Annotated in this window: 11 protein-coding genes; 5 read left to right on the top strand and 6 right to left on the bottom strand. The window is 70.1% G+C overall.

Annotated elements, in window-relative coordinates:
- Nucleotides 1–300: 300 nt before the first annotated feature.
- Together VGE03_RS01185 and VGE03_RS01180 are read right to left on the bottom strand one after the other, a co-directional pair.
- Nucleotides 301–1,422 (bottom strand): acyl-CoA dehydrogenase, encoded by a 1,122-nt coding sequence (locus VGE03_RS01185; RefSeq protein ID WP_331044639.1) that lies wholly within the window; start codon nucleotides 1,420–1,422, stop codon nucleotides 301–303.
- A 5-nt stretch (nucleotides 1,423–1,427) separates the two neighbouring features.
- On the bottom strand, nucleotides 1,428–2,612 hold the full coding sequence (locus VGE03_RS01180) for an acyl-CoA dehydrogenase family protein (RefSeq protein WP_331044638.1): 1,185 nt from the start codon (nucleotides 2,610–2,612) through the stop codon (nucleotides 1,428–1,430).
- A 118-nt stretch (nucleotides 2,613–2,730) separates the two neighbouring features.
- On the opposite strand from VGE03_RS01180, the gene VGE03_RS01175 reads away from it, so the two are divergent.
- Complete coding sequence (locus VGE03_RS01175) at nucleotides 2,731–3,258, top strand: GNAT family acetyltransferase (RefSeq protein ID WP_331044637.1); 528 nt, start codon at nucleotides 2,731–2,733, stop codon at nucleotides 3,256–3,258.
- Here VGE03_RS01175 and VGE03_RS01170 read toward each other — a convergent pair.
- Entirely contained in the window at nucleotides 3,224–3,481 is a 258-nt protein-coding gene (locus tag VGE03_RS01170) for an Lrp/AsnC ligand binding domain-containing protein (protein ID WP_331044636.1), read from the bottom strand. The genes VGE03_RS01175 and VGE03_RS01170 overlap by 35 nt on opposite strands.
- Nucleotides 3,482–3,572: 91 nt before the next feature.
- Between VGE03_RS01170 and VGE03_RS01165 the strand changes: the two genes are divergently transcribed.
- The gene (locus VGE03_RS01165) at nucleotides 3,573–4,430 is read left to right on the top strand and encodes an alpha/beta hydrolase (RefSeq protein WP_331044635.1); all 858 of its coding nucleotides are present in this window, start codon (nucleotides 3,573–3,575) and stop codon (nucleotides 4,428–4,430) included.
- Nucleotides 4,431–4,576: 146 nt separating this feature from the next.
- On the top strand, nucleotides 4,577–5,248 hold the full coding sequence (locus VGE03_RS01160) for a bifunctional 4-hydroxy-2-oxoglutarate aldolase/2-dehydro-3-deoxy-phosphogluconate aldolase (protein ID WP_331044634.1): 672 nt from the start codon (nucleotides 4,577–4,579) through the stop codon (nucleotides 5,246–5,248).
- A 189-nt stretch (nucleotides 5,249–5,437) separates the two neighbouring features.
- Here the strand turns inward: VGE03_RS01160 and VGE03_RS01155 are convergent, their stop codons facing one another.
- Nucleotides 5,438–8,278, bottom strand: coding sequence for a pitrilysin family protein (locus VGE03_RS01155; RefSeq protein ID WP_331044633.1), 2,841 nt, complete (start codon nucleotides 8,276–8,278; stop codon nucleotides 5,438–5,440).
- 248 nt (nucleotides 8,279–8,526) lie between these two features.
- Between VGE03_RS01155 and VGE03_RS01150 the strand changes: the two genes are divergently transcribed.
- Both VGE03_RS01150 and VGE03_RS01145 read left to right on the top strand, forming a co-directional pair.
- On the top strand, nucleotides 8,527–9,231 hold the full coding sequence (locus VGE03_RS01150; protein WP_331044632.1) for a Crp/Fnr family transcriptional regulator: 705 nt from the start codon (nucleotides 8,527–8,529) through the stop codon (nucleotides 9,229–9,231).
- A gap of 84 nt (nucleotides 9,232–9,315) precedes the next feature.
- Nucleotides 9,316–10,005, top strand: coding sequence for a Crp/Fnr family transcriptional regulator (locus tag VGE03_RS01145; RefSeq protein ID WP_331044631.1), 690 nt, complete (start codon nucleotides 9,316–9,318; stop codon nucleotides 10,003–10,005).
- A gap of 50 nt (nucleotides 10,006–10,055) precedes the next feature.
- Here VGE03_RS01145 and VGE03_RS01140 read toward each other — a convergent pair whose 3' ends face one another.
- Nucleotides 10,056–10,901, bottom strand: coding sequence for a ribokinase (locus tag VGE03_RS01140; protein ID WP_331044630.1), 846 nt, complete (start codon nucleotides 10,899–10,901; stop codon nucleotides 10,056–10,058).
- On the bottom strand, nucleotides 10,898–11,833 hold the full coding sequence (locus VGE03_RS01135; protein ID WP_331044629.1) for a nucleoside hydrolase: 936 nt from the start codon (nucleotides 11,831–11,833) through the stop codon (nucleotides 10,898–10,900). The genes VGE03_RS01140 and VGE03_RS01135 overlap by 4 nt, the downstream gene beginning before the upstream one ends.
- Nucleotides 11,834–11,894: the final 61 nt, after the last annotated feature.

Raw genomic sequence — 11,894 nt, 5'->3', positions numbered from 1 at the left:
GTCATGTGCTGGTCTCCCTTGCGGGAGGTTTAGCAGGGGCTGCGGGTGGCGGGCCACCCCGCCGACCGAGTTTGCGGAGAACGGCGCGGGCGCTCACCTCTCCATTCGCCCTCAAGCGAATGGAGAGGACAGACCGGCGCGTCGGCGACGGTCAGGTGAGGGCGGCTCCGTCAGCACCGGAGAGGTCTCAAACACCGGTATCGGCGGCCAATCAGCCACCCCCTGCGCCGCCCCCTCCCGATCGGCGACGACGCCGATCTGTCCTCCCCATCGCCTTGAACGGGTGATGGGGAGGTGAACTCAGAACCCCTGGCTCTGCGCCATCTTCTCCTGGTGGAACCCGGCGTCGCCCAGCAGTTCGTTCAGCACCCGAACCCGCTTCATGAACAGGCCGACGTCGAACTCGTCGGTCATGCCGACGCCGCCGTGCATCTGCACCGCCTCCTGCACCGCCAGTTCGGCGACGCGTCCGGCCTTGGCCTTGGCGACCGACACCGCCAGCGGGGCCTTCTCCTTGCCGGCGTCCAGCGCCTGCAGGGCGCCCATCACCGCCGCGCGGGCGATCTCGATCTCGCTGTACAGGTGGGCGGCCCGGTGTTGCAGCGCCTGGAACTCGCCGATCAGCTTGCCGAACTGCTTGCGGGTCCGCAGGTATTCCATCGTCGTCTGGAAGGCCTGATCGCCCGCCCCGTTCAGCGACGCCGCCGCGCAGGCCCGGCCCAGGTTCAGCGCGCCCTCCAGCAGGGCCTCGCCGCCGTCCACCGATCCGATCACCGCGTCCGCATCGACCTCGACGTCGGTCAGGGTCACCCGCGCCGCATTGTGGGCGTCGACCATCACGGTGCGCTCGATCTCCACGCCCTTCGTCTTCGGATCGACCAGGAACAGGGTCAGGCCGTTTTCGGTCAGGGCCGCCACGATCAGGGCGTCGGCCACATGGCCGTCCAGCACGAAGCCCTTGGCCCCGTTGATCCTGAAGCCGTTGCCCGCGCGCTCGGCGAAGGTCGCGATCTTCGACGGCGCATGCTTGGCGCCCTCATCGACGGCCAGCGACAGGATCGCCTCGCCCGCCGCGATCTTCGGCAGCCAGGCCGCCTGCTGCTCCGCCGAGCCGCCGTCCACCAGCACCTTGGCCGACAGCACGCCCGAACCCATGAAGGGCGACGGCGTCAGGGTCCGGCCCAGCGCCTCGGCCACGACGCCGGCTTCCACGGCGCCCAGCGCCGAGCCGCCGTGCTCTTCCGGGATGATCACCCCGGCGAAGCCCATCTCGCCGAACGCCTTCCACAGCTCGCGCGACACCCCGTCGGCGTCGCGGCTGTCGCGCAGTTTGCGCAGATGGGCGATGGGCGCGTTCTCGCTCAGGAAGCCGTCCGCGGCCTCCTTCAGCATCGTCTGCTCTTCGGTCAGGATCAGAGGCATGGGCGTCAGGCTCCCGGCAGCTGCAGCAGGTGTTTGGCGATGATGTTCAGCTGCACTTCGCTGGTGCCGCCTTCGATGGAGTTGGCCTTGGTCCGCAGCCAGTCGCGGGCGACCGTGCCCTCGCGCGACCGCTCGCCCTCCCACTCCAGCGCCTCCGAGCCGCCCGCCGCCATCAGCAGTTCGTGGCGGCGCTTGTTCAGCTCCGAGCCGTAGTATTTCAGCATCGAGGCGATGGCCGGATGGGCCTGACGGGCCTTCATCTGATCGCCCGCCCGCTCCATCGCCAGACGGAAGGCGGCCGCGTCGACCTCCAGCTCGGCCACCTTGGCGCGCAGCATCAGGTCGTCCAGACGGCCTTCTTCATCCACGCCGACCGAGTCCGTCGCCACCTGACCCAGCGGCCGTCCGCCGCCCGCGTCGCCGATGGCGCCGATCATCGTCCGCTCGTGCGCCAGCAGCGCCTTGGCCACGTCCCATCCGCGGTTCAGCGTCCCGACCAGGTTCTCCTTCTCGACGCGCACGTCGTCGAAGAAGGTCTCGCAGAACGGGCTCTTGCCGCTGATCAGGGTGATCGGCCTGGTCGTCACGCCGGGCGAGGCCATGTCGAACAGCACGAAGGAAATGCCCAGATGCTTGGGCGCCTCCGGGTCGGTCCGCACCAGACAGAAGATCCAGTCGGCCTTGTCGGCGTACGAGGTCCAGATCTTCTGGCCGTTGACGATCCAGTGGTCGCCCTTGTCCTCGGCCTTGGTCTGCACGTTCGCGAGGTCCGACCCGGCGCCCGGCTCGGAATAGCCCTGGCACCAGCGGATTTCGCCGCGCACGATCTCGGGCAGGAAGCGCTTCTTCTGTTCCTCGGTGCCGAACTGCAGCAGCGCCGGCCCCAGCATCCAGATGCCGAAGCTCGACAGCGCCATCTGGGCGTCGATCCGGCGCAGCTCGGACGCCAGCACCTTGGCCTCCTCGCGGCTCAGCCCGCCGCCGCCGTATTCCTTAGGCCACTCCGGCGCGGTCCAGCCCTTGGCGCCCATCCGCTCCATCCAGAGCTTGTGGGCCGGGGTCTTGAAGCTGGCGTTGCGCCCGCCCCAGACCCGGTCTTCCTCATTGTCCAGCGGCCCGCGCACTTCCTGCGGACAGTTCTCTTCCAGCCAAGCGCGCACCTCGGCGCGGAACGCTTCCAGATCAGCCATTTTCCAACCCTTGATGTCCGTTTGCCGGAGCTCTTGGACGAAGGTTAGCAGCGATAAGTCTCGTTTGACTACGGTGACCCGACGGCAACGCTCGACGTTGTGATCGCGTTAGGCCCGCATGAGCCTGATCACCCGCGCCGTCTTCGCCGCCGCCAGCCTGCTGCTGCTGGTCCTCGCCCTGGGCCTCGTCATCGTCGGCCTGACCCACGCGGTCGGCCCGATCCTGTCGGGCGGCGACGCCGCCGCCGACGCCATCCTCGACATCCTCGGCTACGTCATCGTCGCCATCGCCGTCTTCGACGTGGCCAAATACCTGTTCGAGGACGAGGTCCGCCGGGGCTCCGAAAAACGCAGCGCCGCCGAGGCCCGGCGAAGCCTGACGAAGTTCCTCTCCACCATCCTGATCGCCCTCTTCCTCGAGGGGCTGGTGCTGGTCTTCAAGACGGCGCGCGAGAGTGTCGAGCAGATGCTCTATCCGGTCGCCCTGATCGGCGTCTCGGTGCTGGTCCTCGTCGGCCTGGGCGTTTTCCAGCGCCTGTCCGCCACTGTCGAGGAGAAGGTCGGCGACGCCGACGAGGCCGAGGAGGCGAAGGACGAGGGGAAGCCCGCGCCTACCCCTTCGAAGGCAGGAACGGCGAGAAGGTGATCACCGTGAAGCTGTCACGGATATTCGGGCGCGTCTGCACCGACTTCGTCACGAAGGTCCCGATATCCAGGTCCTTCGGTAGCGAGAACTTGGCCAGCAGGTCGTACTGGCCCGAGGTCGAATAGACCTCCGAGACGTACTCGACATTGTCCACGATGTCGGCCGCCACGTCGTTGGCGTGGCCCAGCTCGCATTTGATGAAGACGAAGATGGCGGTCATCATGGCGGGAGGTCCGGTGGCGAGGGTCGAGGGTCGAGGGTCGAGGGTCGAGGATTCTAATGACCACTACACGTCAGCCAAGGGGTAAGGCGAATTGACCAGCAAGGAAAATCCGCCCCGCGGCGCCTCCCTCGACCCTCGCCCCTCAACCCTCGACCCTCTCCTTGAGGCCGAATACAACAACCGCGCCCGCGTCCCCGACCACATGCAGGCCATGGGCCAGTGGAAGGCCGCCGCCGAGGCCGCCCGCGCCGCCCATCCGCCGGAGGTCATGGCCTACGGCCCCGGCCCGCGCGAGGTGATGGACCTGTTCTCCGCCGGACCGGACGCCCCCATCGTCGTCTTCCTGCACGGCGGCTACTGGCAGGCGCTGGACAAGGACTGGTTCAGCGGCCTCGCCCCCGCCCTGCTCCATCACGGCGTCAGCCTGGCGGTCCCCTCCTACGACCTGGCCCCGACCGTCCGGCTGGGGACCATCCTCAAACAGGTGCGCGAGGCGGTGGACCTGATCCGCGCCCGCAACGGCGGCCGGCGCCCGGTCGTCTTCGGCCACTCCGCCGGCGGCCACATGTCCGCCTGCATGCTCAGCGAGGCCCGCGCCTCCGCCGCCGTGGCCATCAGCGGCGTCTTCGACCTGCGCCCCCTGATCCACACCTCGCTGAACACGGCGCTGGACCTCGACGAGAACGAGGCCGCCGCCCTGTCCCCCATCTTCTGGCCCATCCCCAACGGCTCGACGCCGGGCGGCACCATCCTCGACTGCCTCGTCGGCGGCGACGAAAGCCCGGAGTTCCTGCGCCAGTCCAAGATGATGGCCGACCACTGGGCCAACAACGGCGTCGAGACCCGCTACCAAGCGCTGGAAGGCCTCAACCACTTCACCGTCCTCGGCCCGCTGCTCGACCCGGACAGCGCCATGGTGAAGCGGGTGGTGGAGTTGGCGAAACAATAAGTTCCGCTCATCCCGGCGAAAGCCGGGACCCAGTCCTTTCGTTTCGCCCGCCCGCCGGGATAAACAGATCATCGACACCGGTGACAGCCGTCACCCGAAGCACTGGGTCCCGGCTTTCGCCGGGATGAGCGGATAAAGGGTATCCCATGCGCCACGACCGCCTGACCGTTCTCAACGCCCTCGAGGCGCAGGGCGTCGCCCCCGTCTTCTATCACGCCGACCCCGAGGTCTGCCTGAACGTGATCCGCGCCTGCGCGCGCGGCGGAGCCAAGGCCATCGAGTTCACCAACCGGGGCGACTTCGCCGTCGACCTGTTCGGCGAGCTGGCGCGCGAGCTGCAGAAGACCGATCCCGACATCATCCTGGGCATCGGCTCGGTCATCGACGCCCCGACCGCCGCGATGTTCCTCAACCGCGGCGCCCGCTTCATCGTCAGCCCCTGCCTGGTGGAAGACGTGGCCAAGGTCTGCAACCGCCGCATGACCGCCTACTTCCCCGGCTGCGGCTCGGTCACCGAGATCGGTCAGGCGCACGAGCTGGGCTGCGAGATCGTCAAGCTGTTCCCGGGCGCCAGCGTCGGCGGCGCCGACTTCGTCAAGGCGGTGCTGGGCCCCATGCCCTGGACCAAGATCATGCCCACCGGCGGCGTCGATCCGGACGAGGCCTCCATCGCCAAATGGTTCGGCTCGGGCATCGTCGCCGCCGGCATGGGCTCCAAGCTGATCACCGACGCCGCCGTGAAATCCGGCGACTGGGCCGGCATCGAGGCGCAGGTCCGCAAGACCGTGGACGCCATCGCGGCGTTTCGGGCGAAGTAATCTCCTCCCCGTTCGCGTCGCGAATGGGGAGGTGGCGCGCTTCGGATACGAAGCGTGACAGAGGGGGCGGCTCCGGCTTCTGAAAGCCGTACGCCAATCCCCTACCGTCTGCGCCGCCCCCTCCACCACCCGGGCTGAGTCGCCCGGGCGGTCCCCCTCCCCATCGCGAACCGCGACGGGGAGGAGAGCTCACAGCCCCAGCGTCGGACTGTCCAGATCCAGCTCCGCCGCCGGGATCACCACCACATCGGGATGCGCCGCGCGCAGGGCGTCGATGAACATCGAGGCCTGACCGACGACCACGACATAGGCCTGATCCGAGCTGACGCCCTGGGCCGCCGCGCGCACGCCGGCGGGCGTGGTCGCATTGATCTTGCCCGCATAGGTCCCGACCTCGGTCAGCGGCAGGCCGTAGGTGACGGCGTCCGCCAGCACCCCGCCCAGACCGCCCGTCGTCTCGACGCTGCGCGAGAAGTTTCCGGTCACGAAGGCTTCGCGGTCGGTCACCGCCTGCTCCGTCACCGCCTCCGTCCGCAGCCGGTCGAACTCGTTGAGGACCAGACCCACCACCTCGGCGGCGCTCTCGTTCTTGGTCTGGGTCGTGGCGCTCAGCAGGCCGCCGTCCACCCGCGCCTGCAGCGACGAATAGGCGCCGTAGCTCAGGCCGCGGATGGCCCGCACCTCCTGGAACAGATGGCCGTTCTGGCCGCCGCCGATGATGCTGTTGACCACCGCCAGGGGATAGTAGCCCTCGTCCGAGCGGCTCGGGGCGCGCACCGCGGCCGCCACCGCCGCCTGACCGGCGCCCGGCAGGTCGATGACCACCACGCGCGGCGCGGGGACGGCGCCCGAGCGGTTCGCCACCACGGGCACGGCGCCCGACGGCCGTTCCCAGCCGCCCAGGGTCCGCTCGGCGAAGGCGAAGGCCTCTTCCGGCTCCATCCCGCCGGTGATGATCAGGGCGGCATTGTCCGGCCGCCACCAGCGGTCATGGAAGGCGACCAGTTCGTCCCGGGTGATCGCGCCGATCGAGTCCGGCGTGCCCGAGGTCGGGGCGCCGTAGGGGGCGGCGCCGAAGGCCAGCCGGTTCAGCACCACATTGGCCAGCGGGCCGGGCTGGCGCAGGTTGACCCGCAGGCCGTTCACCGCCCGCGTCCGGTTGCGCGCCACCTCGGCCTCGGCGAAGTCGGGGCGCTGCACCACATCGGCCAGCACGGCGCCGACCTGATCGGCCGAGGCCGTCGGGGCCGACATGAAGACCGTGGTCGCATCCGCGCCCGCGCCGCCGCCGATGCTGGCGCCCAGGGCCTCCAGCGTGCTGGCGATTTCGGGGGCCGAGCGGCCGCCCGCGCCTTCCGAGGCCAGCCCCGCGGTCATCGCCGCCAGACCGGCGCGGTCCGCGGGATCGGCCGCCGCCCCGCCGGCGATCACCAGCTGGGCGTTGACGATCGGCAGGTCGGTGGACTTGGCCACGATCACCCGCAGGCCGTTCGACAGGGTCCGCTCGACCACCGTCGGCGTGGCCATGGCGCGCGGCGCGGCCGGGGCGGGCGGCGCCTGCCGCTGGCCCTCGGGCAGCAGTTCGTTCGGCGGCAGGATCGCCGGCGGCACGCTGACGAAGGTCGGGACCGGGGCCGGGTTGCGCCAGCTGTCCTCGGCGACGCCCGCCGGGCGCTGGCTTTCGTCCTGATAGCGGATCGACACCCGCGCCTGCTCATCCAGGTACCGGCGCGCCACCCGCTGCACGTCGGCCGCCGTCACCGCCTGCACCGCCCGCAGGCCGGCGTCCGGCGCGGTCGGATCATTCTCGTCGATGATCGCCCGGCCCAGGATGAAGGCTCGGCCCGAGGCCGTCTCGCGCTGGCGCAGGGCCGCCGAGACGATCTCCATCTTGGCCTCGGCCAGTTCGGCCTCGGTCACCGGTTCGTTGCGGATGCGCTCCAGCTCGGCGTTCAGGGCCGCCTCGACCTCGGGGATGGTCTTGCCCTGGGCCAGGGTCACCTGGACGGTGATCGAACCGCCCTCCTCCATCTGGTCCGCGCCCAGCCGGGCGCTCGAGGCCAGCTGGCCGCGATAGACCAGCGCCTGATGCAGGCGCGAGCTGTCGCCGCGCGACATGATCGCCGACAGCACGTCCAGCGCCGCCGAGTCCGGGTCAGAGGCGCTGACGCCCGGGAAGATGGCCGCGATCGCCGGCAGGGGCACGTTCGGCGCATAGGCCTCGACCAGCCGGGGCGCGGTGCGCGGCGGCGAGACCGGACGTTCGAACACCGGCACCGGGCGCTCGGGGTTGGGAATGTCGGCGAAATACTGGTCGACCCAGCGATCCAGCTGCGCCGGATCGAAATTGCCCGACACGATCAGGGTCGCCTTCGACGGCCGGTAATAGGCCTCGTGGAACGCCCGCGCGTCCTCGACCGTGGCGCTGTCCAGCTGCTCGATCGAGCCGATCACGCTGCGGCGGTAGATCGACTGGTCATACTCGTTGTCCCCGATCACGAAGACGCCCAGACGGCCGTAGGGCGGCGCATAGACCCGCTGGCGCAGCTCCTCCTTCACGATCGACCGCTCGCGCTCGAACACGTCCGGATCGACCACCGGCCGCGCCATCCGCTCGGCGTGGGTCCACAGCATGGTCTCCAGGTACTGGGGCGGCACCGTCTCGTAGTAGTTGGTCATGTCCTGACCAGTGGAGGCGTTGCGCGTCCCGCCCGCGTTCTCGACGATGGTCGAGATCTGGCCGTAGGGCAGGTTCACCGTCTTGCGGCTCAGGATGTGCTCGAACAGGTGGGCAAAGCCGCTGCGGCCCTCCGGATCGTCCTTGCCGCCCACGTCGTACCAGACCTGCACCGTCACCGTGCCCGCCGTCGGGTCCGGCATCGCATAGACGTTCAGCCCGTTGGCCAGCTGCCGGTGGGTGTACTCCAGCGGCGGGACAGTGATGGTCGAGGCGTCCTGCGCCACGGCCGGAAACACCGGCGCGGTCAGGGCCAGCAGCGAGGCGCCCAGCAGGGCTGCGGTGCGGGTCATCATGAGGTCCCCCCAAAGGACGATGGAACTGAACGCCGCGACCGTAGCAGCGACCTGGCGCGCGCCGGATTTCAAGTTCGTAATGAACGTCGGCGACAGGTCTCCCACGCGCCCGCGCGGCGATTCCGTCGCCCGTAATGTCCGCCGCCGGACCGTTCTCCGGCCCCGGGAAAGCGGAATGATTCCAAAGTCACGCTTAAGTCGACTTCCGACAGACGGCGGGCCTCGGATCATCCTATCCGCCGGATATGGACGGGATTTCGCCGGGCAACCGACTGATCGAAGCGCTGGACGCCGCGGATCGCGACGCCCTGCTGTCCCAATGCGTCTCAATCGAGTTCGCGCCGGGCCATATCTTCCACGAGCCGGGCGATCCCATCGACCACGTCTTCTTCATCGAACACGGCGTCGTCTCCGCTGTGGCCGTGCTGCAGGACGGCCGCACGGTCGAGACCGTCATGGTCGGCTGCGAGGGCGTCGTCGGGGGGCTGGCCGCCTCCACGCCGCGTCACGCCTTCACCCGCAACGTCGCCCAGATGGCCGGCGGCGCGCGGCGCATCGACGTCGCCCGCCTGCGCGCCCTGACCGCCGCTCGCCCGGCCGTCCGCGACGTCATCGCCGCCTATCTGGCCGCCCTGCAGGCCGAGCTGGAACAGTCGGCCGCCTGCAACGCCCTGCACCGGGCCGAGCAGCGTCTGGCCAAATGGCTGCTGCGCTGCCACGACCGCGTCGGCGGCGCGGCCTTCAACCTGACGCAGGAGTACATGGCCTCCATGCTCGGCTCCCAGCGCACCACCGTGAACGAGGCGGCGCAGAGCCTGCAGAAGTCCGGGGCCATCAGCTATTCCCGCGGCCGCATCACCGTGCTGGACCGCGCCACGCTCGAGCGGGCGGCCTGCGAATGCTACCGCGCCGCCGACACCTTCCGCCTGGCCCATCATCGCGAGGACTGAGAGGGAACCCGGTTCGCGGACTCGTCGTTTGGCACCCCGGAAGTATGGTCAGGCTTCCCGCCTGACCCTCCTGTCGAGGGACCGATGAGCAAGCCGACGAACCTGTTGCTTGACCAGCTGCCCGCCGCCGACCGCGAGGCCCTGCTGGCAACCGCCGTCCGCGTGCCCCTGATCCTGGGGGACGATCTGATCCAGCCGGGTCAGATGATCCACGCGGTGCACTTTCCCCTGTCCGGGATCATCTCCACGGTGAACGAGATGGCCGACGGCCGCTCGGTCGAGGCCTTCATGGTCGGCCGCGAGGGCGTGGCCGGGGTCGAGGCGACGACCATTCCGATGCGCTCGGCCTCGCGCCAGACGATCCAGGTCGCCGGCGAGGCGCTGAAGATCGACGCCGGACGGGTCCGGGCCCTGGCCAACGACCGTCCCGCCGTCCGCCAGATGCTGGCGCTGTATCATGCCGGGGTTCAGCGCGAGCTCGAACAGACCGCCGCCTGCCACGCCCTGCACCCGGCCGAGCGCCGTCTGGCCAAGTGGCTGCTGCGCTGCCACGACCGCTCCGACGGCGACACCATGCAGCTGACGCAGGAGTACATGGCCTCCATGCTCGGCTCCCAGCGCACCACGGTGAACGAGGCGGCGCAAATGCTTCAGGCCAACGGCGCGGTCTCCTATTCGCGCGGCAAGGTGCGGGTCATCAGCCGCCGGGCGCTCGAGGCCTGCGCCTGCGAATGCTACCGCAAGGTCTCGCTCAGCCAGCCGGAAGCGGCCTGACCCACCACTCTTGTCATCCCGGAAGCGCCGAAGGCGCTATCCGGGACGGCCTAGCCCTCCAGGATTTCCTCGACCTCGTCCCGGGTCGGGAAGGACGGCTGGGCGCCCGGCCGGGTCGCGGCGATGGCTCCGGCGGCGCAGGCGAAGGTCAGGGCCTGTTCCGGCTCCATCCCCTCCAGCAGGGCCACGCAGATCGCACCGACGAAGCAGTCGCCCGCGCCCGTCGCGTCCACCGCCCGCACCTTGGGCGGCGTGGCCCAGGCCATCTCGACGCCGCGCTGGTACATGACCGCGCCCGCCGCGCCCTTGGTCACCACCACCCGGCCGCCGCCGTGGTGCAGGCCGTCGCCGTAGAAGGCCGCCTCGGTCTCGTTGACCACGATCAGGTCGGCGCGGCGCAGCAGCTGGTCCGACACCGGCTGGGCGGGGGCCAGGTTCACGCAGACGAAATCCGTCGCCCGCCCGACCGCGGCCTCGACGGTCTCGACCGGCAGTTCCAGCTGCAGCAGCAACGGCCCCTCGATCCGCGCCGGCAGTTGCTCGGGCGTCACCTGATGGTTCGCCCCGGCCGCCACCACGATCTGGTTCTCGCCCTGCGGCTCCACCGCGATCAGGGCCACGCCGGTCGGCGCCTCGGCGTCGGCGATCACCCCGCCGGTGTCCACGTCATCGGCCAGCAGCAGCGCCAGCGCCTCCTCGGCCATGGCGTCGCGTCCCACGCGCCCGACCATGTAAACCTCGCCCCCCAGCCGCTGGGCCGCCAGCGCCATATTGGCGCCCTTGCCGCCCGGATGCCGCGCCAGGGTCGCCCCCGTCACCGTCTCGCCCGCCCGCGGCAGCTTCGGCGCCGAGGCGACGAAATCCAGATTGATCGATCCGACGACAGTGATCCTCACGACACCTTCTCCCTGATCAACGCAAACACCCCGTCCGCATCCGCCGACACCGCCCAGCGATGCTTCAGCGGTTCACCCGCCACCGCCTCGCGGAACTCCACCGCCGTATGGCCGCGCGTCAGGTCGCTGCCGGTCTCCACCTGCACCCGGCAGGGCTTCAGCGCGAACAGCTCCGGCTTCAGCAGCCAGGCCACCGGACAGGGATCATGCAGGGGCGAGGCGTCCCAGCCGACGATCGTCCGCTCCACCCGCTGCGAGAAGCGCAGCATGCTCGCCGCCGTGTCCGCCATCGCAGTACCAATGGCCTCCACCGCCGCGATCCGCTCTTCCGTCGCCCGCACCTGATGGGTCGCGTCCAGTCCGAACAGCACCACCTCGGCGCCCGTCGCCAGCACCTCGGCCGCCGCCTCCGGATCGGCCCAGATGTTGAACTCGGCCGAGGCGGTGATGTTGCCGCCCTCGCTGCGCGCGCCGCCCATGACCGCCACCGGCCCCAGCCGCCCGGCCAGCGCCGGTTCCTTGCGGATCGCCAGCGCCAGATTGGTCATCGGGCCCAGCACGGCCACGGCCACGGACTTCGCCGGACGGCTCATCACCAGATCCACGATGGCGTCCGCCGCATGACCGTCCGCGCACGGAAGATCCGGCTCGAACGGCGTCAGGTCGCCCGTCCCCTCCGGCCCATGGAAATCGGTCGCCGTGCCCAGCGTGCGGGCCAGCGGCCGCGCCGCGCCCATGAACACCGGCACGTCCGGACGCCCGGCGATCTGGCGAAGCATGCGCGCATTCCGCGCCGTCTTCTCCACCGGCACATTGCCGCCCACCGTGGTCACGGCCAGCAGGTCCAGCTCTTCGGCCCCGAAGGCCAGCATCAGCGCCACGGCGTCATCCACGCCGGGGTCGCAATCGATAATCAGCGATTGTCTCTTCACCCGTCCCGTTTGGGCCGGGTCGCGGGCGGCGGCAAGCCCTCTCCCGCTTGCGGACCTCCAC

The organism is Brevundimonas sp., assembly GCF_036400995.1.
Lineage (GTDB): Bacteria > Pseudomonadota > Alphaproteobacteria > Caulobacterales > Caulobacteraceae > Brevundimonas.
The sequence above is the reverse complement of the archived record's forward strand: the minus strand, read 5'-3'. Positions and strand labels throughout refer to the sequence as shown.

Coding starts and splice junctions, on each gene's coding strand:
- VGE03_RS01160 (WP_331044634.1), top strand. CDS start 4,577: ATGCGCCACGACCGCCTGACCGTTCTCAACGCCCTCGAGGCGCAGGGC.
- VGE03_RS01150 (WP_331044632.1), top strand. CDS start 8,527: ATGGACGGGATTTCGCCGGGCAACCGACTGATCGAAGCGCTGGACGCC.
- VGE03_RS01155 (WP_331044633.1), bottom strand. CDS start 8,278: ATGACCCGCACCGCAGCCCTGCTGGGCGCCTCGCTGCTGGCCCTGACC.
- VGE03_RS01145 (WP_331044631.1), top strand. CDS start 9,316: ATGAGCAAGCCGACGAACCTGTTGCTTGACCAGCTGCCCGCCGCCGAC.
- VGE03_RS01175 (WP_331044637.1), top strand. CDS start 2,731: ATGAGCCTGATCACCCGCGCCGTCTTCGCCGCCGCCAGCCTGCTGCTG.
- VGE03_RS01185 (WP_331044639.1), bottom strand. CDS start 1,422: ATGCCTCTGATCCTGACCGAAGAGCAGACGATGCTGAAGGAGGCCGCG.
- VGE03_RS01170 (WP_331044636.1), bottom strand. CDS start 3,481: ATGATGACCGCCATCTTCGTCTTCATCAAATGCGAGCTGGGCCACGCC.
- VGE03_RS01180 (WP_331044638.1), bottom strand. CDS start 2,612: ATGGCTGATCTGGAAGCGTTCCGCGCCGAGGTGCGCGCTTGGCTGGAA.